This window comes from Aeromonas sp. R1-1 (assembly GCF_040908495.1).
Taxonomy (GTDB): domain Bacteria; phylum Pseudomonadota; class Gammaproteobacteria; order Enterobacterales; family Aeromonadaceae; genus Aeromonas; species Aeromonas veronii.
The window spans coordinates 24,092-44,817 of the sequence record NZ_JBFODV010000074.1; the positions used below are offsets into that span (position 1 = coordinate 24,092).

The 20,726-nt window shown below is 58.3% G+C and carries 19 protein-coding genes; 1 reads left to right on the forward strand and 18 read right to left on the reverse strand.

Annotated elements, in window-relative coordinates:
- Positions 1-105: 105 nt before the first annotated feature.
- The 17 genes from AB5Y92_RS04410 to AB5Y92_RS04490 form a co-directional block, all read right to left on the reverse strand.
- Positions 106-3,855: a DUF6701 domain-containing protein gene (locus AB5Y92_RS04410; protein WP_368225716.1), complete on the reverse strand. Its 3,750-nt coding sequence runs from the start codon at positions 3,853-3,855 to the stop codon at positions 106-108.
- Positions 3,855-4,277, reverse strand: coding sequence for an MSHA biogenesis protein MshP (locus tag AB5Y92_RS04415; RefSeq protein ID WP_201987230.1), 423 nt, complete (start codon positions 4,275-4,277; stop codon positions 3,855-3,857). The genes AB5Y92_RS04410 and AB5Y92_RS04415 overlap by 1 nt, the downstream gene beginning before the upstream one ends.
- Positions 4,278-4,314: 37 nt before the next feature.
- Positions 4,315-5,211 carry a PilW family protein gene (locus tag AB5Y92_RS04420; protein ID WP_201987157.1) on the reverse strand — a complete coding sequence of 299 codons (897 nt, stop codon included), beginning with the start codon at positions 5,209-5,211 and terminating at the stop codon, positions 4,315-4,317.
- A complete protein-coding gene (locus AB5Y92_RS04425) occupies positions 5,211-5,870 on the reverse strand; it encodes a prepilin-type N-terminal cleavage/methylation domain-containing protein (RefSeq protein ID WP_069555201.1) in 660 nt (219 codons plus the stop codon). The genes AB5Y92_RS04420 and AB5Y92_RS04425 overlap by 1 nt, the downstream gene beginning before the upstream one ends.
- A complete protein-coding gene (locus AB5Y92_RS04430; RefSeq protein WP_164537837.1) occupies positions 5,857-6,345 on the reverse strand; it encodes a prepilin-type N-terminal cleavage/methylation domain-containing protein in 489 nt (162 codons plus the stop codon). Before AB5Y92_RS04430 ends, AB5Y92_RS04425 begins: the two co-directional genes overlap by 14 nt.
- Before the next feature lie 60 nt (positions 6,346-6,405).
- Positions 6,406-6,879 (reverse strand): prepilin-type N-terminal cleavage/methylation domain-containing protein, encoded by a 474-nt coding sequence (locus AB5Y92_RS04435; RefSeq protein WP_100654690.1) that lies wholly within the window; start codon positions 6,877-6,879, stop codon positions 6,406-6,408.
- Between the two features lie 14 nt (positions 6,880-6,893).
- The gene (locus AB5Y92_RS04440) at positions 6,894-7,565 is read right to left on the reverse strand and encodes a prepilin-type N-terminal cleavage/methylation domain-containing protein (RefSeq protein ID WP_139405095.1); all 672 of its coding nucleotides are present in this window, start codon (positions 7,563-7,565) and stop codon (positions 6,894-6,896) included.
- Between the two features lie 77 nt (positions 7,566-7,642).
- On the reverse strand, positions 7,643-8,104 hold the full coding sequence (locus tag AB5Y92_RS04445; protein WP_110304184.1) for a hypothetical protein: 462 nt from the start codon (positions 8,102-8,104) through the stop codon (positions 7,643-7,645).
- A gap of 87 nt (positions 8,105-8,191) precedes the next feature.
- A complete protein-coding gene (locus AB5Y92_RS04450) occupies positions 8,192-9,412 on the reverse strand; it encodes a type II secretion system F family protein (RefSeq protein ID WP_368225719.1) in 1,221 nt (406 codons plus the stop codon).
- A gap of 3 nt (positions 9,413-9,415) precedes the next feature.
- Complete coding sequence (gene mshE / locus AB5Y92_RS04455; RefSeq protein WP_368225721.1) at positions 9,416-11,125, reverse strand: MSHA fimbrial ATPase MshE; 1,710 nt, start codon at positions 11,123-11,125, stop codon at positions 9,416-9,418.
- A 74-nt stretch (positions 11,126-11,199) separates the two neighbouring features.
- Entirely contained in the window at positions 11,200-12,294 is a 1,095-nt protein-coding gene (locus AB5Y92_RS04460; RefSeq protein ID WP_368225723.1) for a tetratricopeptide repeat protein, read from the reverse strand.
- Positions 12,291-13,181: an MSHA fimbrial biogenesis protein MshM gene (gene mshM / locus AB5Y92_RS04465; RefSeq protein WP_019446483.1), complete on the reverse strand. Its 891-nt coding sequence runs from the start codon at positions 13,179-13,181 to the stop codon at positions 12,291-12,293. Before mshM ends, AB5Y92_RS04460 begins: the two co-directional genes overlap by 4 nt.
- 92 nt (positions 13,182-13,273) lie before the next feature.
- Positions 13,274-15,022: a pilus (MSHA type) biogenesis protein MshL gene (gene mshL, locus AB5Y92_RS04470; RefSeq protein ID WP_368225725.1), complete on the reverse strand. Its 1,749-nt coding sequence runs from the start codon at positions 15,020-15,022 to the stop codon at positions 13,274-13,276.
- A 70-nt stretch (positions 15,023-15,092) separates the two neighbouring features.
- Positions 15,093-15,422 carry an MSHA biogenesis protein MshK gene (locus AB5Y92_RS04475; protein WP_201990951.1) on the reverse strand — a complete coding sequence of 110 codons (330 nt, stop codon included), beginning with the start codon at positions 15,420-15,422 and terminating at the stop codon, positions 15,093-15,095.
- Positions 15,415-16,062 (reverse strand): hypothetical protein, encoded by a 648-nt coding sequence (locus tag AB5Y92_RS04480; RefSeq protein ID WP_005340017.1) that lies wholly within the window; start codon positions 16,060-16,062, stop codon positions 15,415-15,417. Before AB5Y92_RS04480 ends, AB5Y92_RS04475 begins: the two co-directional genes overlap by 8 nt.
- Positions 16,062-16,655 carry a PilN domain-containing protein gene (locus tag AB5Y92_RS04485; RefSeq protein ID WP_005348605.1) on the reverse strand — a complete coding sequence of 198 codons (594 nt, stop codon included), beginning with the start codon at positions 16,653-16,655 and terminating at the stop codon, positions 16,062-16,064. The genes AB5Y92_RS04480 and AB5Y92_RS04485 overlap by 1 nt, the downstream gene beginning before the upstream one ends.
- Complete coding sequence (locus AB5Y92_RS04490) at positions 16,655-17,518, reverse strand: hypothetical protein (protein WP_047434655.1); 864 nt, start codon at positions 17,516-17,518, stop codon at positions 16,655-16,657. The genes AB5Y92_RS04485 and AB5Y92_RS04490 overlap by 1 nt, the downstream gene beginning before the upstream one ends.
- A gap of 87 nt (positions 17,519-17,605) precedes the next feature.
- On the opposite strand from AB5Y92_RS04490, the gene AB5Y92_RS04495 reads away from it, so the two are divergent.
- Positions 17,606-18,529 carry a 1-aminocyclopropane-1-carboxylate deaminase/D-cysteine desulfhydrase gene (locus tag AB5Y92_RS04495; RefSeq protein WP_368225727.1) on the forward strand — a complete coding sequence of 308 codons (924 nt, stop codon included), beginning with the start codon at positions 17,606-17,608 and terminating at the stop codon, positions 18,527-18,529.
- 76 nt (positions 18,530-18,605) lie between these two features.
- Here AB5Y92_RS04495 and AB5Y92_RS04500 read toward each other — a convergent pair whose 3' ends face one another.
- A complete protein-coding gene (locus AB5Y92_RS04500) occupies positions 18,606-20,534 on the reverse strand; it encodes an EAL domain-containing protein (protein WP_199765753.1) in 1,929 nt (642 codons plus the stop codon).
- Between the last annotated feature and the right edge of the window lie 192 nt (positions 20,535-20,726).

Genomic DNA, 20,726 nt, shown 5'->3' on the forward strand with positions numbered 1-20,726 from the left:
AGGCGCGACAAAAATGCGAGTCATCACTCACTCGCACACGCTTGCAAACACTAATAAACAAGGATTTAGGGGGATGCTGTTGAGCCATCCCCCCTCACACATCATTTACTGCAATACTTCGCGCCGATAAATAATTCTGTCATTACCCCGGCTGGAGCCGAAAATGGCCTCACCTTGCAGGTTGCCGTCATTGGCACTCGTTGGGTCAGACAACCAGAGGGGCTGCGACGGCTGTTTTGCCAATTCGACCTTGTAGGGAATGCGCACCGCGACATTTGGAGCCCCAAAGTGAAGGACTATCTCACCTTGTTTTGCCTTGGCGGAGATGCTCGGCACACTTTGACCACTTAGCATCAAACTACTGCTATATGGCGCGGTTAATAACGGAGGGATCTTACCTGTTACCTCATATGATGCTGTCACCCCGTTAAAACCGATCTTGCGTTCAGGATCTTTGGGCTCCACAGCAGGAAGCGGGTCAAAACCATTATTTGCCAACGATAGCTGAGAGCAATTGTCTTCCTCATTAATCACCCAACTGGCCGATTCGAACCGCTGCATTAATAACTTCAAAGGCAAGCTGGCACGATCAACACCACGCTCTTTGCCCGCCAGCAAGCGTCCAAAATAGACTTTCATAGGTACGCTGTCGATCAGGCGGGCATTGCAACTGGCACCGCTGCAATTGCCGACCACAGCATCACTGAAGTCGGGATTGGCAATCAGGCTGCGCTCACCATCCTCATCCCGCATATAGAGGCCAAATAGCAGCGACTCGTAGGGGCCGTCTAGCTGGTTACCCGAAGGACGAGCAAAAGAGGTAGTGCCTTTAAAATCAGCTTTCCCGTTAACCCATGGCAACGAAGTGATGCTGGTGAGTCGCGTCGCCAGAGAGTGACCATCTTTGTTATTCGCAACGGTGATATAGGGAGTCCCCTTGGCAAAGGACCCAGTATAGTTTCGGGTCTGTACACCCGTCGTATTACGAGCCATCACATCCAGCGTGACGCCAAAGGGCTGCCCCATATAGGAGAACGCATTGCAGGCCGGCACTATGTCGCCACTCACCAGATTAAAGTCGGCAGGAATAAAACGCCCCACCGGCTGGCTCTGGGCTGATGGGATGGTGTAATTGAAGTAGCCATTGGCTGGCGGCGTCGCCGTCATCCGGAACACCCCCACCTCGCTGACTGACTGGGTGACCTTATTGAGATTGTTGATACCCATCCCATTAGAGTGGTTATAGCTCGCTGTACCGACCTGCGCATTTTGCCCGGGAATCGGGGCAACCAGTTGAGTAGCAAGAGCGATGTTAGTCAAAGCAAAGTTGGGCGTGGTCAGGTTCCCGGCGCAGATATCCCCATCATTGGCCGACTCCCAAGCCATCGCCTTGATATCTACCTGGAACGTTTCCCCCGCTTTTTTGAATACCGGACAACTGCTGTCACCTGCCGCGCAGACCCCTTGCGGGGGCGTAATGCACAAACCGACCGGGCGCGCCACAAACTGATCCGCGCCTAGCATCACCAGACCGGCTTCACTGCCGGTGCCATCATAACTGGCATCCAGTTGCACCTTGCCCGCATCCGGATAATTAACCGTGATGGTCGACTGCCCCTGATCATTAAATGCGAGGGAGAGCGGTGTTGCAGCCCCCTGACTGGCACCAATCGCACTGCTATTGACGCTCATCTGGCTGTTATAGGGGTTACCGGTGGGGGAGATATAGCTGCTCCAGAACTTGACGCTCTTGGTCTGACTGGCAAACCCCGGCACACACAGCTTGGTCACATCGCTCTTTTTGATCGCCTTGATAGTCACCGTCTGCGGCTGATTGGAATAGGTATCAGGCACATCAAAGAAGAAGCCGCTATCGGCAAAGTTCAGGGTACAGGCTGCGGTACTGGGAGTCCCCGCCCCGGCCTTGCACAAGGTGGAACTGAATGGCTTGGTCGTTGGAGTCGAGCCGGAAACGCCTATGGTCACCGCGGTCGGCGTATTGTTGCGCAACTGCACCGTGGTCGAACCGCCGCTAAAGGTCACCGTATTGCCACCAATCCAACCATTGCTGGCAGAAGTAGGGGTAAGACTCAGGGTCGCAGTAACCGGGTCTGTGATAAGCGTGGTACAAGCGGCATCGGCGCACGCCTTGACCGTCACCGTCTCGGGGTTGCATGTCAGTGGCTGACCGGAGTGATCAAGTTGGAAATGATCAATCTGCACCCCGATCGGGTTGGAGCGCAGGGCGCAGATCTGGATATCATCCAGCTCATGGTTATTGTTGGCACCTCCGGTTGACCCTGTAAGCGACAACAAAAAATCTGCAGGTACCTGCTCCTGCCCAGCGGTCGCCATCGCATCGAATGGCGCAACCAGGGTACTAAATCCGGAGCCAGTGTTTCTATCCAGCGAGACCATGGAGCGGCCAGCCACACGTGAATCAATCCTTAACCGATAGAGATGGCCGGGCTGGGCGGAACTGGTGCCACTCACATCAATCTTAGGATTAAGATTGGCCGCCGTGCCTGCCAAATAGCGATAACTTGAACCGACGCCCCCCCGAATCGCAATCGCTTGAGCACGGAATCCCGGGCCACCAACTTTTCCTTCATTACCGTTGGAAAAGTTTCCATATTCGTCAAGCCCGACGCCAAGCCAACCACCGGCAAAACCGGGCGTTCCATTATCACGTTGAGCATAACCGAGCGCGCCACCAAAACTACCAGGCTGCGGGGTTACTGTCGCATCAGAAAGAATCACCGCTAATCCATCCCCCCCGGTATTCCACCAATTGGGTGACCATGCGTAATAACGAAAGGTTACTTCAACCAAATTGTTTGCAGCCGGGAATAAACGTTGATAAGTCGCTGAGGTAGCTTGGTTACCACTCGCTTCAGTCATCCGTAATCGGCCGCTGACAATCTTCGGGTCAAAAGTACCAGAAGTCCGTTTGACAACCCACTTGTCACTCAACACAGTTCCAGGAAAATTATCTGAAAAACACCCAAGTATGGGAGTGAATGTCTGATCATTGATTACCGAATTATCCGTCATATTCAGGCTACGGCTTGTCGTACGACCACGAATGATGGCTGAATTGTTAAGCATCAATTTTTGATCGGAATACACGTAACCATTTATTTGACTACCGCCATTCAGAGTAATCCCACCATAACCAAATAACAGTAGAGAACCCTCACCAGAGGCGTTCAATATAGCATCATTCAGCTCAAGAGTATTTTTGACAAAAATACGAACTTCACCCTGGATCTGAATTTCTGTCCCCTGATTCATCGTTAATGATTCAATCCAGTAATCACCAGATGAAAAAATCACTTTGGCACCATTGTTCAATGCCAGCGACTTGATCCGATATTCTGTAGCAGCACTGGAGAAACTTAACGAACAGCTGGTATTCAATGCGATGGAATTAAATTGGTTTGAGGTTGCACTCCCGACACTCAACTGCTGCCCAGCTTGGCACTGTGTAAAATTCCCACTTGAACCACTACTTGATAAAAAAATATTGCCGCCGGTAATAGATAACCCACGAATTGTATTGCGGGTAATAGTACACAAGCGGCGAGAGCCATCTGCGTTGTCACACGCGTCCAACGGCATCCCGGAGCCTTGAGTTGAGGCACAGTAATTGAGTGCAGCCCCCGCAGTACCGTTCACCTTGGCGGAGCCATACATTGTCAACGCAGGATTACCAAGGGAATTGCAATTAACATTGGTGTCCCCACGATGACCCTGAGTCACCGCTGGGAAATAGGTTGCAGTATCAATCACCTGAAATGCCTCTGCTGCGCCACTAAATAGCCACACGGCTGCGACGATCCATAAATTGCGCATCAGGGAGTTCCTCCATCATAAGCTTCGACCATCAGGGTTCGGCTCACGGCAAAATCAGGGTTGGCGCTGTTGAGGTCCGAGCTGCCACAGGTTCCGACACTCTCGAAACGATAGCCCGTGCTGCTCTGGTTGTTATAGGTCACCGGTACCTCCCGGCAGCTAACCACAACCTGACAACCAGCCAAACCGATGTTGTCATTAAACTGCTGTGTGGCAAGTACCAGACCACAACGATTAGGTGATGATACAGCCGGTCTGTTAGGGAATAGCTGATATAGAGCAATCTCCAGCCCGCTCTGGGCGGCCAGCAGGGCACGCACGCTGCGCACCGCCACCGTATTTTTCTCGCCGCTATCGACCAGAAAACGCCCCATGGCAGCCGCCAGCAGCGCCATCACCACAATCACAAACAGGGCGATCATCAAGGCACTGCCTCGCATCCGTCCGAAAGCCTGTGGATCAGGGCACATTGAACACCTCTATCTTGTGGTTAAAGGTGACCGACTCCCCCTTGCGCTCGAACACAAAACGCATACCAAACTCCCCTTCAGCGTTAAACGCCGAGGTTTCACGATAGAAGACATTGCCAGGCCGAAGTGACTCGGCCATCAGGACTCCTAGCGGTAAAGTGCTGCCAGTGGCACTGATCCCTGCACTGGTTCGGTATAGCGCCCCTCCAGATACGCAGTAACGCACCTGCTCGCGAGCAAAATACGCTCTCATGCCGGGAGATGTACCATCCAGCAGCGCACCGCTATACCCGATTGATTGGGCTCCAGAGATCACCGGGCCCACAGCCTCAACTTGCGCCACGCAACGACCATAATCACAGCGGTCCCGTATCGACTGCGTACCGCTGGAAACGGGTTGGGGAAACACCACTAACCAGTCGTTTACCGGCTCAACTGCAACAGGAGGCGCAACCATTACCAGCTCAAGTGTGGACAAGGCGCCAGACGGGCGATTGAGGGCAAGATAGCGCCCCGAGTTGCTGATGGGCCAGAACCGCAGACAGGGGCCTTGGTCCAGCCAATTACCATTCTGATCTTCAATGCGCTCCGATCCCGGCACCGCATCGCGCAGTTCGCGGTTAAGTCGCTCCATGGCGAAACGGGCATCACTCATCAACTGTTCACGGCTACTGGCATCGCCATAAATCTGGGTGCCGATTCCGATAAACTGGCTGGTAAAGGTCGCCATAATCCCGAGCAACAGGATGACCATCACCAGCTCGACCAGAGTAAAGCCACTGTTACCCCGAGGCTTGCGGTAGGTTCGATTAGCAGCCAAGCGTAATCGGACGTCGGAAGTAGCAGCAGGAGCAGACATTCGGATAGACAAGCAGGAGCGTTCCATCAGTAGTTCCCCCGATAGAAGGAGAAGTCGAGCACACTCCCATCCGGCAGCTTCACCTGCAACAGAACTCGCTTGCCGATAGACTCTGCCTTAAGACCCGGGCTGCCAAACAGGTCATCCGGCGTCACGGCGATCCTGACCTGGTAGTTGCGATACTCATCGCTTGCGACCTTGGAATCGGCTTGAGTAAAGAATGCCGCCTCAATCCAGTCACTGTTCAAGCAGTTAACCTCAGCCCATCCCTTGGCACAAATGACGCTGGTCTGATAATCATCCACATCATTAAAGGTATAGGGCTCCCGTTCACCACCATCCGGGCCATACTGGCTGGGCTGCCAACCCGCAATCGCCGGAGCAGGAGGATTCTGGGTACAGGTCACACCGACAGGGCAACTGCAATCCCCATAAAATTGGCCATTGAAGGTCTCGCCACAACGATAACGGCCACCGTTATGATCCGAATGTTCATCAAACGACTTTTGCAAGATCTCGCCGGAGAGGCGCTGGGCCAGCTGGGCGGCACGTACCTGCTGCACCGGATCCACCGCCTGCGGCGCCTGATTGATGAGTAACCCCAATATGCCGGTCAAGGCCACCGCCAGCAGCACTATGCCAACGATCAGCTCAATCAGGGTAAAACCGCGCTTAAGGGATCTCATGAATAAACCCCTCTGACTCAATCTTGATGCGGCTGGTTTCGCGGCCATCTGTGACTTGCAGCTCGCAGCCACCGGCGCAGCTACCGAGCGGGCGGCCCATCGGATCAAAGCGGATAACAAAAGGAGGCGTGCCCTTGTTCGAGGATAGGGAGATCCCGGCTGACAGGGTCACCGGACGGCCACGGGTGAGCTGATTAGCGTTCCAGCTCGATATAGCCGCAGGATCGCCACAAGGGGAGAGCGTGCTGTGGCCAAACTGGCCCGCGTCAACCCGCAGTGAGGTACAACGATTGGCCGGTTCGTGCATATTGACGGTCTGTACCAGCCGCAAGCGGATAAGCAGCTCGTCACGCACGGTTTGAGTTTCAAAGCCGCCTTTGCCCAACCATTTGGGCACAGCAAAGGCGGCCAGAATCCCGAGTAGCAGGATCACCAGTACCAGTTCAATCAGGGTAAAGCCCTTGGTTGCAGGCATGGTTTTTCTCATCGGTGGAAAGAAGAAAGCGAGGCCCAAGCCTCGCTTTAACATTATGGATTATGGGGTTACAACACATGCATTGGTTGCGTCGAATTTACCCAATTCCGCTTTAGCGGGTGTAGTAGAGGTGGCTTGAGTGTAAAGAACACAATCAGACTTTTCTTTCGCATCGTTTGGTGCAAAACGGAATGTGGAAGAAGAAGCTGACACGCCTTTCCAGGAACCATCAATAGTCACAGCTTGTTCAATACCGTCTGCAGATGCCTTGGGATAACCATACACAACTTGAATAGTTGTGCCATCAGAGCTCGATACAGCACCAGAAGACGCAGTTTCCAACCCTTCCAACGCAGCTTTGCTGTATACCAGTTGAGAAGAGCTCTGTACTGCAGCCAGTACTCCGCTTGCCGCTGCAGTTTTTGCATCATCCTGCAGATTCAGGAACTTGGGTGCAGCGGTGACCGCCAGAATACCCAGAATGATGATCACGATAACCAGTTCGATCAGGGTAAAACCCGCCTGTTTTTTCATTTCACTTTCCTCTGTTAATTAATATTTGTGGTCACCTGACCGGACGCCGGACGGTAACTGAAACTCATAAATGCATCAGTCTTGCCTTGCGGATCCTGATACTTGCCATCACTGCCCTTACTCAAACTATTGACCAAATAGTAACGGCAGACCGAATCCAGTCCATTACTGCTCACTGTGGCATAGTATTTCAGGTCATTGCCGCTACCGCGCACTTCATTGAAGCTGGCCGTAGCCTTGGGCGGGTTTTGCAGTAACCCCTCCCAAATATTGAGACAACGTTCGGCGGTCAGATTAGCCGGATCCACATCGGGATTACCGCTTGCAACGGTATCCATGGGATAGCCGGGCGACAGCTCGCCGTTGCTGATCTGGGTATCGGTCGGAGTGGTCAGATAGAAGCGGCTGCCGTCATAGAGCACGGTATTGAGGCTGTCCTGTTTGGCGCGACCTTCCGCCTCCCATTGCGCCCGCACCAGTGAAACGCCGGTAGCAAAACCGCCAGAGACCCCTTCCACGCTGGCCTTCTTCGCTTCATCGGTCACATCGAGAAAGCGTGGCAGTGCAGTCACCGCCAGGATCCCCAGGATCACGATAACGATCACCAGCTCAATGAGGGAGAAGCCGGCAGACCGTCTCCTCATCCCGTTTTCCGGCATTGTTAGTGCCATTGGTTTCATTGTCATGCTCCCTCCGTAATGCCCCACATTATTTCATGCAGGCCCAAAAAAATCATGTAGTTGGGTCATATGATTAGCTTCATTCAAGGCTTTTTCATCACCCGCCCGTCAGAAAACTGATAAACCAGCCAATAACCATCCCACCCGATCTCGCAACCACTGCCATCGGGGCGGGCCAGAACCTGCAGGGGAGGCATGCCCCCCTTCGTCTCACCCATCAGTGCCAGCCACAACTGACGGCAATTTTCCGAAGGGGATTGCAGCGGCACCAGCCCCAGGGGCCAACCCCGGGCGTCAAACTGCCACCCCTTGCCGACAACATGCAGGATCTGCGGACGCCGCTCATCGAGCCAAATGCCGTGCAAACGCTGTGCCCGCTCGGCAAATTGCTCCCCCAACAAGGTGAGGGTGAGCTGCTGCGCCTCTTCCCGGTGGCCCTGATAGCTACGCACCAACGTAGCAATAATCACCATCAACAGGATGATCACGGCGATCCGCCGATATCCGGTCAGCCAGCGATCATCTTGCTGCGTCTGTCTGTTCATCCAGCCCTCGACTCCACCGATCACTTGCCTCTTACGGCTCGCACATGTCCCACCACTCAGGCGTGAAGATATCCAGTTCCAGCAAGATTACTTGCCGCGAACCGCGCGCATCATGTCCCACATGGGGGTGAAGATACCCAGCGCCAGGATCAGCACCATTACCGCCACGATCCCGATCAGGATCGGCTCGATCCGAGCGGTGAGACTCTTGAGGTCATAATCCACCTCCCGCTCGTAATACTCGGCCACTTCGTGCAGCAGGTCATCGACCTGACCGGTCTCCTCCCCCACGGCGATCATCTGCATCACCAGCGGGGTGAACAGGCCGCTGCTGCTGGCGGTGCGCAGCAGGCTCTCGCCCCGCTCGATACCGGCGCGCATATCCCGCACTCGCCCCGCCATCCAAGCGTTATCCACCGCATCGGCCACCAGGGTCAGCGCGGTGTTCAGCGGCACCCCTGCCTTGAGCATCATGGAAAAACTGCGGGCAAAACGGGCCAGCAGGGAGCGCTCTATGATGGTGCCGACGATCGGCAACTTGAGCTGCCAACGGTGCCAGGTCAGCTTGCCCTTGGTGGTGGCAACCCAGCGGCGCCAACCGAACACCATCCCAGCCAGAATGGCGAGCAGCAGCCACCAGTAGTTGACAAAAAAGTGCGAGGTGGCGAGCAGAATGCGGGTCGCCAGCGGCAACTCCACCCCGAATTTGGCGAACATGCCGGCAAACACCGGGATCACCATGATATTGAGGATCACCATGGCGATACCGATGGCGATCATCACGAAGCTGGGGTAGCGCATGGCGGTCTTGATCCGCTTGCGGGTCTCCAGCTCCAGCTCGAAATAGTTGGCGAGCTGCAAGAAGGCCTCTTCCAGCTGACCTGTGTTCTCACCCACATGAATGATGGCGACAAACAGGCTGCTGAATACCTTGGGGTGCGCCTGCATCGAGCTGGAGAGCGGGCGACCGTTGCCGAGATCTTCCCCCAGCGAGTGAAGCGCCCGCTTGAGCGGCTTGCTGTGAGTGCTTTCCTCCAGCCCGGCAATGGCGCGCAGGATCGGGATCCCCGCCCGGGTCAGGGCATACATCTGGCGGCTGAAGATCACCAGCTCGTCCAGCTTGACGCCCCCTTCCAGCAACAGTGACCACTCGATGGCAGCGGATTTGGCCTTGCCCGGTTTGAGCTCGGTGGGCATCACGCCACGGCGCATCAGCTGCTCGGCGGCCGCCATCTCATTGGCCGCTTCGACCACGCCACTGGTGGCGTTGCCCTGGCTGTCACGTCCCTTGTAGGCAAAGTTAGCCATCGCTTACCCCAAATCCTCGGCCAGTCGCAGCACCTCATCCACCGAGGTGATCCCCTGACGGGCATAATCGAGGGCTGTGAGGGCCAGCGGCCGGTAGTGTTCGTGTTGACGGGCCGCCTTGGCGAACCCTTCCGCATCGTTGCGGCGCAGGGCATCCATCATCGGCTGATCCAGCTCCAGCAACTCGTAGACCCCGATCCGGCCGGAATAACCGGTAAAGTTGCAGCTCTGGCAACCCCGGCCCTTGTGATAGGTGTGCTGGCCAGGCGCCTCGCCAGAGAGCACCGTGAGCCAGGTGGCCTGCCCTTCGTCGGGCGCCTTCTCCTCGACGCAGTGCTCACATACCCGCCGCACCAGCCGCTGGGCGACCACCGCCCGCAGGGCGCTCGCCACCAGATAGCCGGGCGCCCCCATGTCGATAAGGCGCAAGGCACTGGTCACCGCATCGTTGGTGTGCAAGGTGGTCAGCACCAGGTGACCGGTGATGGCGCCACGCAGGCCGATCTCCACCGTCTCGTTGTCACGCATCTCACCCACCAGCAGGATGTCCGGATCCTGACGCAGGGTGGAGCGCAGCACGTTGGAGAAGGTGAGGCCGATCTTGGGGTTGACCTGCACCTGATTGACGCGGGAGAGACGATACTCCACCGGGTCTTCTACCGTGATGATCTTGTTGCTGGACTGGTTGAGCTCGGAGAGGGCGCCATAAAGGGTGGTGGTCTTGCCGCTACCGGTCGGGCCGGTCACCAGGATCATCCCGTGTGGCCGTTTGAGCTGGCGACGGAAACGGGTCAGGATCTCCGGCGGCATCCCGGTTTCGGTCAACGACAAGATGCCGGAGGATTGATCCAGCAGACGCATCACAACAGACTCGCCATACTGCACCGGCATGGTGGACATCCGCACATCCACATCGCGACCTCGCACCTTCATATTGAAACGGCCATCCTGCGGCAAGCGCTTCTCGGAGATATCGAGCCCGGCCACCAGCTTGAGGCGCAGCACCAGCGCCTGGGCGATCCGCACCTCGTTGAGGATATTCTCGTGGAGGATGCCGTCGATCCGCTGGCGAATGCGCAGCACCTTCTCGTCCGGCTCGATGTGGATATCCGACGCCCCCACCTGCACCGCATCCTCGAACAGGGAGCGCAGCAGCTTGGCCACCGTCGCCTCCCCCTCGTCATTGGCCCCCAGATTGCTGGAGCCCAGCTCAAAGCCGGAGTCCTGATACTCCTCCTGCAACTGTTCGGCGAAACTCTCAATCTCGCGGGTACGGCGATAGAGGCGGTCGAAATAGTCCAGCAACTGCCCTTCCCGCGCTACCGCCAGCACCATAATGCGCGGGCTGAGCAGGGCAGCGACGGCATCCAGTGCGCTCAGATCGGCCGGATCCGACATCGCCACCGTCACCTTGTCGTCGGTAAGGTTGACCGCCAGTGCCCGATAACGGCGCGCCTGCACTTCGGGCAGCAGTGGCACCGCAGCGGCGTCGATGGTGAGGTTGTTAAGATCGAAGAAGGGCACATCCAGCTGGCGGGCGAGGAACTGCAACAGCTGCACCTCGCTGATAAAGCCGAGGTCGATGAGAGTGGTGCCCAGCTTGCGGCCGGTCTGACGCTGCTGCTGCAGGGCAAGCTGCAGCTGATCATCAGAGATGATCTGCTCTTGTACCAGCAGGTCGCCGAGGCGCATTTTCAGTCTGGGTTGTGCCATGTTTGCTCCGATCTCTGTTACTTCACACCCGTTGCCGCATCCGATTCCGCTTTGCTAATCGAACCTGCTGTTTATCAAGGGGTTAGCTGACCAATTCGTTGTTCCAGCCAGTTGGTCGACGCCTCGCCGAGGTTGCCGTGCAGCAAGGCGTTGCGATAGGCATCGAGCGCCCGCTGGCTGTGGCCCTGACCATCCTCGGCCACGCCGAGGCCAAGCCACCAGCGGCCCTGATCCGGCTGCTGACGCAGCAGCTTCACATAGAGCGCCGCCGCATCGGCATTCTGGCCCAGCTCCTGAGTCAGCCCGGCCCAGGTCGCGTAATAGTCCATGTTGCTGGCGAGATCCGGCTGATAGCCGGACAGCCAGCCAAGCGCCTGCTGCTGCTGCCCCTCACTGATGGCAAGGCGGGCCAGTAGCAGACGAAAATCGGCCTGTTGGGGATCGAGCCGGATCCCCTCCTCCAGCAGCTGACGCGCCTCGGTCAGACGGCCCTCGCCGTAGAGCAGCCCCGCCAGCTGCTCGCGCGCTCCCTGGTTGTAGGGGTCGTGGGCCAGCACCTGATAGTAGTTGTCCTGCGCATCCCGCAGGCTTCCCTTGGCCATGGCGGTGGTCGCCTTGCGCTCCGCCAGTGCCGCCAGCTCCTTGGCCGATAGCTCCACCGTCTCGATCTTCAATACGCTCGGCTTGCGCGGCGCGCTGGCGACTGCCTGCTGCTCTGCCGCCAATTCGGCGTAAAGCTCGGGCTGCAGCTCTTCATCGGTCGGCTCGGACTCGTCAACATCGCTGGAGGCGTCAAAGGGCGCACCATCGGTCCCGTCCTCCGAGTCACTCTCGCCTGCCTTATCATTCACCTCATCCTGGCTTGGCAGTGGCAGCGCGGCCGCCACCTCGACCGGCTCGGGCTGGCTGACGGGCGCGGCGGCCCTTGCCACAACATCGGGAGTCACCGCATCGGGGGCGATCACTTCGCTGGCAGCCGTAACGGGTTGGGTCTGCTGCCAGTAGATCCAGGTTCGCCAACCAAGGATCCCCAGTGCCAGACCGCAGATCAGAGTCAACAGCAACATCCACCATCCCTGCTGGCGCGCAGGGGCAATATAGACGGCAGCACCTTCGGATCCTTGCTGGCGCCGATCCAGATCTTTCAGCATCTGGTTGATAACGCTCATGGCCAGACTCCATAAGCCAGGGCGCACCCCAGCAACAGTAACAGGGGCCACCAGCGCCGTGGCGCAAAGCGGCTGGCATCGTCGGTATCGCGAATGGCGAGCCGTACCAGACGGCTATCGACCTGACGCACACCCTGACCATAGGCCAGCATCAGGCACTTCTGCGCCAGGATATTGATCAGTCTCGGGATCCCTCGCGATGCACGCCACAACAGACGCATGGCTCGACCTGCAAACAGCGGTGCCCCGCGGTAACCGGAGACCTGCAATCTGTGCTCCAGATAGGCGCGGGTCTCGTCAAAACGCAGCGGCCGCAGGCAGTAGGAGAAGCCAATCCGCTGGCGCAGTTGGCGCAGATGCGGCTTGGCCAGTCTGGCATCCAGCTCCGGCTGGCCGAACAGCACGATCTGCAGCAGCTTGCTCGATTCGGTCTCGAGATTGCCAAACAGGCGGATCGCCTCCAGCGTCTCGTCCGGCAGCGCTTGCGCCTCGTCGATCAGCACTACCACCCGACTGCCCTGCTGGTGCAGGCTGATCAGGTGACGATGGATACGATCGGTCAGATCCAGCTCACTCTGATCCCGTACCGCCAACCCCAGCTCCAGCGCCAGCGCGATGCGCAGCTCGGCCGGAGTGAGGTGGGGATTGGGCAACCAGGCAAGCCGCACCGGACGCGCTTCCGAGCCCAGCTCGCTGAGCAGCTTGCGGCAGAGCAGGGTCTTGCCGGTACCCACCTCGCCGGTCACCTTGATAAAGCCCTCCCCCTGCGCCAACGCCCAGTTAAGCACCTGCAGCGCCTCTTCGTGAGGCGGCAGGCCGTAGTAGAAGCCGGTATTGGGAGTGAGGCTGAACGGTGCCTCCTGCAGGCCGAAGTGGGTCAGGTACATGAGACCTCACCTGCCACGGCAAGCAAGCAGCCTGTGCTGGCAAGGCAGCACAGGCCGTTCGGGATGAGGGTGACCGCATCTGGTGTCATGGGTCAGCCCTTGGCCGGATACCACTTGTCGAGCAGCTCGGAGGAGCGTTGCAGCTCGTTTTGCCAGGTATCTTTCTCCACCACGGTCGGTTTGAGCATGATCACCAGCTCCACCTTCTTGGTGCTCTCGCGGCGGTTGGTAAAGGCTTCACCCACCCAGGGAATATCCCCCAGCAGCGGCACCTTGCTGACGATCTCCTGCTTGTCGGTCTTCATCAGGCCGCCGATAACGATGATGTCACCGTTATTGGCCTGCACCACGGTATCCGACTCGCGGATCGAGCTCTTGGCGAGCGGCAAGGTCATCTTGCCTCCCGTGGTGCCCAGATCGATGGTTTTGTTTTGTTCTTCGGTATCAATCACTGACGGATGGATATGAAGCAGCACCTTGCCCTCTTCATCGATCTGTGGCGTTACGTCCAGCGCAATACCGGAGAAGAAGGGTGTCAACTCAACATTTGGCGTCCGCTCAGTCCCTGTTGTGGTTGAGGTAATCGTCGTCGTCGCATTGGTGACGAAGTACTCGTCCGTCCCGACCTTTATCACAGCCTTCTGATTGTTTGTCGCAGTGACACGGGGGCTGGAGAGGGTATTCACATCCCCCTGAGTCTTGAGCAGGTTGACCGCCACATTGAAGTTGCCGTCAGTAATAGTGAAACCAGCCCCCCCACCAATTGCGTTAAAGATCGGATTTACTGCACCAACCAGACTCTCGCCAAGGGATCCTCCCCCCTTAAGCAGGTTATAGGTCTGCTGACTCTCTGGGATATTAGGCGCCATCAGGTCTGGCTGAGCCACCTTGGGAATACCTTTATTTCCATCCCAACTAGCTGTCAAACCGCTCCAATCTACCCCCTGCTCATAACCTTCACTAAGAGCTACTTCCATAATTCGCGCTTCGAGTACGACCTGACGTTTTAAATGACTTTCGGATTGAGTCAGGAATTCACGGACTGCTTTTAGCTCTTTCGGATAGGCGCGAATAGTGACCAATCCTGCCTGTGGGCTGGTGATGACAGCCCGACCATCACCATTTCCAATCAGTGTTTGCAAAGTGTCACGTAAGTCGGTCCAATAATCACTGTTGGTATCAGTCTCAATCTGGGTACCATTCGATGTGGTTTGAGTATTGGTATTACTCGAAATACCTGTGCCATTCTGGCTAGATGATATTTCGGTATTGCTGTTGGAATTCAACCCGCTGTTGTTTGAGTTGTTCTCACTAGAAGTCACCCCGCCGGTGCTGACCGAGGTGCGGGAGAGGCCACGACGGGACATCATCAGATAGTTGACCGGGATGGTTTCGGTGCGCAGACCCGCCGGATAGATATGGAAGACATTGCCCTTGCGCTGCACGTCGAAGCCGTACATATCGCCCACCACCGCCAGCACCTCCGGCAGAGTCACATCCTTGAGCTCGACGGAGACCAGCCCGGCCACCCCGGGGTGAACCGCCACGCTGTAGCGGGAGCCCTTGAACAGGGAACCGAAAAACTCCACCGCCTCCACGTCGTGAGCCGCGATACGCAGCCGCTTCTCCGGCATGCCGACCGGCATCTGCGGCCGGTTCAGCTGCAGCAATTCACTTTGCACCGATTTGGGCAACGCGGTCAGAGGGGCAGCCAGTTTCTGCTGTTCGTTCATGGCCTGTTTGAGAGCATCCTTCGCCTGGGTCGGCTCGGGGTGCTGATACGTGGTACAGCCTGCAGCCATCATGGCCACGGTGATCAGACAGAGACGGTGTTTTTTCATGTAATTAGGGCACCCTGACTTGCAATTAAACTCGATAAAGCCGATTCACCTCTCGAGAGGCAAGCACGACTCAAACCCGGATCTTGCTGGCAAACAGTGTTACCGCATGGCGTTTTCCCGCCTTTTCCAGCACCACGGCATCGGCATTGATGGCCACCAGCGTATAGCCGTCCACCTGTTGTCCGACCCGATAACTCTTGCCATTGAGTACCGCCAGTGCCGGGCCATTACCCAGCACGACACTCTGCAGCTTCGGCAAACCGGCGCGGCTCTCGCCGGTCGCACGGGCGCCAACCGCCACATCAGCCAGCGGCGCGGTGGGATCCTGCAATACCTCGACCTGCTCCGCCTGTACCAGCAAGCTGAACAGGCAGCAGCACAACGCAAATACTCTAGCCACGGATAAACTCCTTGCTGGTACTCAGGGTGTAGATCTCCATCTCCACCACCGCGCCGGGATAGGCTTTGACCTGATAGTCGAACTGCTTCCAGTAGAAGTGGCGCGGCAAGGCTTCCAGCGCTTTAAGATATTGATACACATCGAAATAGCCGCCTTCAAGCTGAAGCCGGATACCATGCTTGTAGAGATTGACCTTCTGCTCTCCCGCCATCAGCGGGGTCGGCTCCAGCGAACTGAGGGCCAACATGTGAAGGTTGGCGGAGCGGGAGAGCAGCGCCTCCAGCACCAGCGGCATCTCGTGCGCCGGGATCAGATCGACGGTCTGGGCCTTGAGCTCATCGTCGATCCGGGCCAGATCCGCCTCGACTTGCGCCAGCTGGTCGCGAACTCCCTGATTGGGATCCCGCTTGAGCCGGGCCTGTTTGCCGAGGTTTTCCAGCTCCATGATCTCGAGGTCGCGCTCGGCGGCGCTCAGGGCCATGCGATCCTGCTGCAGGCGGGTATCAGCGCCATCGAGCCAGCCGTAGAGTCCGGCCGCGCCCAGCAGCACCAGACCGGTCAGCAGGATCAACACCCGCTCCCGCTGGCTCAACACGGCGATACGCTGGCCCCATGCCTGCCATTGTGCTTTCAGGTTCATCAGGGTTTCTCCCGCGCAATGCCGCTCAACTGGAAGGTCAGGCGACCCTCCTTGTCACGGCCGAGGGTCAGTTCACCAAACTCCTTGCCCACCAGACTCGGGGTCTGCTTGAAGCGGTTGACCCAGGCCGGTACATCCTGACTGCGTCCGGCAAAGCCGGAGAGGTTGATCCGCCCTTCGTTGATCTCGATGCGCTGCAACGAGAGGTTGCTGTTGCGAATGCGGGAAAGATCCGCCATCACGCTGGCATAGCCCTGGGATTTTTGCAGGGTCAGGCTGCCCAATTGGCGCATCAGCCCCTGCTTGGCCGTCAGCTCATCCTGCTTGTTGACCAGTTGCTGTTGCAGCCGGGGATCTGCCTGATGGCGCGCCAGCTCGGCATCGAGCCGCTGCGCCTCGCTGCGCTTGAGTTCCAGCTCGGCAGAGCGCTGCGCCAGCGCCCGGCTGACCTGCTGCTGCTGCCAGCTGTAACCGACACCCGTCAACAGGATCAGCAGCAGCGCAAAGCCCCATACCAGCGCCATCTGATTGAGGCTGGCCCACTGCCGCTTGGGGCGAAACTCGGCGCCATAGAGGTTTATCTGACGTTTCATCACGCATCCTCCCCGATGGCGGCTGCGTAAGCCGAGAGGTATTCGACGCCGGCCAGGATCGCCTTGTTGGCCATGGCGGAGACGGCAAAGCCGAAGGTCTGCTCCATGTGGCGCACCAGGGTACCGATAAAGGGCGAGGCGACGGCAAACTGCATCTGCCCCAGCTCGGGCAATTTCAGCTGGCCCGCCAGATAGTCGAGGGAGCGCTGGATCTCCAGCGCCAGTGAATCGAGCAGCATACTGTCCGGCTCATGTTCGCCAGTCAGGCTGGTGAAACCGCGCAGCTGGCGGGAGAAGCAGAGCCCGCCCTGATGGAAGACCAGCAGTTGCAGATCCTGCCCCTTGGGCTGCCACAGCAGCATGCGCACCGTCTCGTCAGCGTCATAGAGAGAGGTGAGCGCCAATTCGTCGCTGATGATGGATTGCAGGGTGGCGATGCCGTTGATGGCATCGGCCAGCTGTTGCACCCGGCTCTTGGGCAGGCAGATCACATTGATGCGCGGACGACCGGCAGGCGGGGTGGGCAAGTCCACATAATCCATCGCCAGTTGCAGCACGGGTTCGCTGACATAATCCTTGATAGCCCAGGGGAGCGCCCCCGCCATCTCGGCGTCAGGCACGGCAGGCTTGTCTATCTGGATCTGTTGATAAAGGCTGGCGGCGAGGGCCACCCGCACCGTAGACTTGGCCAGCCCATGACGGCTGAACAGCTCGTTCATGGCCACTGCCCACTCCTGTGGGCCGTTGATGGTGCGCGTCGCGAAGACGGGGGGATTGCCCACCGCAGCCAGCATGATCCTGTCATTGGCCAGCAAGAGCCCGACCTGGCGGCTTGGCGTCGACCGTCTGAACAGTTGTTTCATGTAAGCCCGCCCATCAATAGTGATTAAATGTATGAAATATTAACATAAACAGCAGATTAGCCTCCAGATTAAAAGACGGACTCACCATTGCAAGCCATCCTTTCCGCCGAGCCAGAGGGTCAAGCCATCCTCCCTTCCCCCCTGCAACGCCTCCACCATCCGTTGCTGACCTGCTATGGCGTCGAGCTGTGGTGCAAGCGGGATGATCTGATCCATCCGGCCATCTCCGGCAACAAGTGGCGCAAGCTCAAATACCACCTGCTGCATGCCAAAGAGCACGGCAAACGGCATCTGCTCTCGTTTGGCGGCGCCTACTCCAATCACATCCACGCGCTGGCGGCAGCGGGGTGCCAATCTGGTCTTCGTACTACCGGTATCATACGGGGCGAATATGACGCCGTCAGTAACTCTACCCTGCAGGATGCCCGGCGCTGGGGCATGGATCTCGTTTTTGTCGACCGCCAGAGTTACCGGCGACGGCAGGATCCCGACTGGCTGGCCCAATTCGATGCCCCCGATACCCTGATCGTGCCGGAAGGGGGTAGCAGCCCGCTGGCCATCCCCGGCGTGGCGGAACTGGTCGGCGAGGTGCCCTTCTCGCCGGATCTCTGGGTACTGCCCTGCGCCAGCGGCGGCACCCTGGCGGGCCTGATCGCCGGCAAAAGGGATCGGGAGCAGATCCTCGCCATTGCGGTACTGAAAGGAGGCGGCTTTATCGCTGACGAGGTGTGTCGCCTCCATCCCGTGGCTGCCAATATCCCCGGCTGGCGCATCGCGCTCGGTCACCACGATGGTGGCTACGCCAAATTCAGCCCGGCCCTCTGGCAGTGGGTGCAGGATTTCAGTGACACGACCGATCTGCCCCTTGAGCCCATCTATAGCGGCAAAGCGATGTGGGGGCTGTTTCGCGAGCTGGCAGCAGGCCGCATCGCCACCGGCAGCAAAATCGTCTTCATCCACACCGGCGGTATGCAAGGGCTCGCCGGGCTGCGGGAGCAGGGGCGACTGTGATCCCCGCCTGACGGCAACCGCAAACAGCATCGCAAACAACAGAGGGTCGCCCCAAGGCGACCCTCTGTTGTTTATCTCAATCACCAGCCGGTTCCAGCACCAGCCGCTGGGGCTCGGCAAACCAGGGTCCCTGCCCGGCATGCACCCCGAGGTGGCGCAGCATCTTCCACTCGTCGCCACTCTCCACCCCCACTGCCAGCACCCGGGTGCGGGTATTGGCGCAGCCGCCGACCAGACTGCGCACCGCCATCTGGTTGACCTGACGGGCATGGATCTCCCGCACCAGACTGGGGTGCAGCTTGAGAAAGTTGATCTCGAACTCCTTGATGTATTGGGTGCTCACCACATCCTGACCGGCATGATCGATGGCCAGCTGGCAGCCCAGCATCCGCAAGGAGCGAAGCGGCCGCTTGAGCGCCTCGAAGTGGCGGGTTACCTGGGATTCGGAGAGTTGCAGGATCAGCCGCTCGTTGGTGCTGCGTGGCAGCTGGAACAGGGCGAAGAAGAGCCAGCGCTGGAACTCGCGGTTGAGCAGGCTCTGAGCACTGAGGGTCAGGCTGATGGGGCAGCTCTGCTCGGAGCGCTGGCGCAGCAGGGTGAGAGTGCGCTCCGCCACCAGCCGATCCAGTTGCAGCAACAAGCCCACCTTCTCCGCCATCGGCATGAAGATCCCCGCCTGCAGGGCACGCCCCTGCTCGTCGTGCAGATAGGTGAGCAACTCCTGCTGCAACACCACCTGCCCCCGATCCTGCTGGATCGGCTGGGTATAAAATTCGATGCCGTGCTCTTCGAGACGGCGGCTGATCAGGGTGCGCCAGCGTACCGTCCCCTTGCTGCTCTGCTCCTCATCCAGCTGCTTCTCGTAGAGGAACCAGCCGTTGTGGCCTTGCAGCCGGGCACTCTTGAGGGCCAGCTCAGCCTCCTCCTGCACCTTGAGCAGGCTGTCTTCTGCCTGATAACAGACGGCGCCGAGATAGACCGCAGTCTCCGGATTGACCTCCTGCGGCCAGTGCAGCCGTTGCAGGCTCTTGAGCAGCTGGCTGGCGCTATCCACCATCTCGCTCTCGGACATATTGGGCAGCAACACCGCAAAAACCTGACCGGCATAGCGGGCTTGCAGGGCACCGTTGTGTTTGCGCACGAAGGCACCTATGGTGGCGCTCGCCTCCATCATCAAATCGTGCCCCAGCAGCTCGAACTGATCGGCCTCCAGCTCCTCCAGACAGGCGAGATCGATCAGCAGCACGCCGCCGCTCATCACGCTCGCCTCCATGATGGCGCTCTCCAGCCGGTTGTCGAAAAACAGCCGGTTGCCGATGCCGGTCATCTTGTCGACGAAGGCGTTGCTGCGAATGAAGTTGTCGAAGCGGCTGCGCTCCTTGCGGGCATCCGCCAGCTCGGCGAGCAGATGATCGAGGGCCTGACTGGCGGCCACCGGCCACTCTTCGGCGGGGTCATGACTCAGTTTGGAGAGTTTGTCATCGAGGATCAGCTGGGCGCGAATGCCCAGCAGCTCGGCCCCGCGCAACTGCTGGCGCAGCCAGCGGATGGAGTACCAGAGACCGAACACCACGATAAAGATGCCCAGCGAGATGCCGGACATCGCCTTGATGGAGTATTCCGCCTCCTTGAAGGGGCGCTCCAGTTTGAAGTTCGCCTGCATGCCGGCCTGATGGGGCAGCGGGTGGCTGTATGGCACCAGCAGCTGCTCGTCGACCGGATTGCGCACATCGCGGAACCAGTAGACCCGCTGGTTATTCTGGCGCACCTCCAGCTCTACCACATGGGCAGCCCGCAGCAGGGTAGGCAGCCAGTGGCTCATATCTTCCATGTCGTGAGCAACATCGAGCTGCTTGTCGATCACTTCGACCAGCGCATCGACCTTCTTTTGCTGCAACTCCATGCCCAGCTCGCGAAAGCTGAACACCCCGCCAATCAGCACGGTCGCCATGGCTGCGATCACGCAAAGGGTGATAAATGAGACAAGCTGTGTAGTGAGTTTCATGCGCCTTTCCGTATGCCCAGCATCATCCATGTCGCCTCATGGTAGCAGCGGCGATCGAGCCACAGCTATGGATGAAGATCCCGCTTCTGCAATTTAAGCAGGCAAGCATAACCCAAAGCAGAGGGAGAATACCAAGGATGACGGGCTACAGACGCGGGAAAGGGCGGGATGACAGACAGAAAAATGGTCCCT

Coding starts and splice junctions, on each gene's coding strand:
- mshE (WP_368225721.1), bottom strand. CDS start 11,125: ATGGCACAACCCAGACTGAAAATGCGCCTCGGCGACCTGCTGGTACAA.
- AB5Y92_RS04445 (WP_110304184.1), bottom strand. CDS start 8,104: ATGAACAGACAGACGCAGCAAGATGATCGCTGGCTGACCGGATATCGG.
- AB5Y92_RS04500 (WP_199765753.1), bottom strand. CDS start 20,534: ATGAAACTCACTACACAGCTTGTCTCATTTATCACCCTTTGCGTGATC.
- AB5Y92_RS04435 (WP_100654690.1), bottom strand. CDS start 6,879: ATGAAAAAACAGGCGGGTTTTACCCTGATCGAACTGGTTATCGTGATC.
- AB5Y92_RS04485 (WP_005348605.1), bottom strand. CDS start 16,655: ATGAAACGTCAGATAAACCTCTATGGCGCCGAGTTTCGCCCCAAGCGG.
- AB5Y92_RS04490 (WP_047434655.1), bottom strand. CDS start 17,518: ATGAAACAACTGTTCAGACGGTCGACGCCAAGCCGCCAGGTCGGGCTC.
- mshL (WP_368225725.1), bottom strand. CDS start 15,022: ATGAAAAAACACCGTCTCTGTCTGATCACCGTGGCCATGATGGCTGCA.
- AB5Y92_RS04460 (WP_368225723.1), bottom strand. CDS start 12,294: ATGAGCGTTATCAACCAGATGCTGAAAGATCTGGATCGGCGCCAGCAA.
- AB5Y92_RS04425 (WP_069555201.1), bottom strand. CDS start 5,870: ATGAGATCCCTTAAGCGCGGTTTTACCCTGATTGAGCTGATCGTTGGC.
- AB5Y92_RS04440 (WP_139405095.1), bottom strand. CDS start 7,565: ATGACAATGAAACCAATGGCACTAACAATGCCGGAAAACGGGATGAGG.
- AB5Y92_RS04450 (WP_368225719.1), bottom strand. CDS start 9,412: ATGGCTAACTTTGCCTACAAGGGACGTGACAGCCAGGGCAACGCCACC.
- AB5Y92_RS04410 (WP_368225716.1), bottom strand. CDS start 3,855: ATGCGCAATTTATGGATCGTCGCAGCCGTGTGGCTATTTAGTGGCGCA.
- AB5Y92_RS04415 (WP_201987230.1), bottom strand. CDS start 4,277: ATGATCGCCCTGTTTGTGATTGTGGTGATGGCGCTGCTGGCGGCTGCC.
- AB5Y92_RS04430 (WP_164537837.1), bottom strand. CDS start 6,345: ATGCCTGCAACCAAGGGCTTTACCCTGATTGAACTGGTACTGGTGATC.
- mshM (WP_019446483.1), bottom strand. CDS start 13,181: ATGTACCTGACCCACTTCGGCCTGCAGGAGGCACCGTTCAGCCTCACT.
- AB5Y92_RS04420 (WP_201987157.1), bottom strand. CDS start 5,211: ATGGAACGCTCCTGCTTGTCTATCCGAATGTCTGCTCCTGCTGCTACT.
- AB5Y92_RS04480 (WP_005340017.1), bottom strand. CDS start 16,062: ATGAACCTGAAAGCACAATGGCAGGCATGGGGCCAGCGTATCGCCGTG.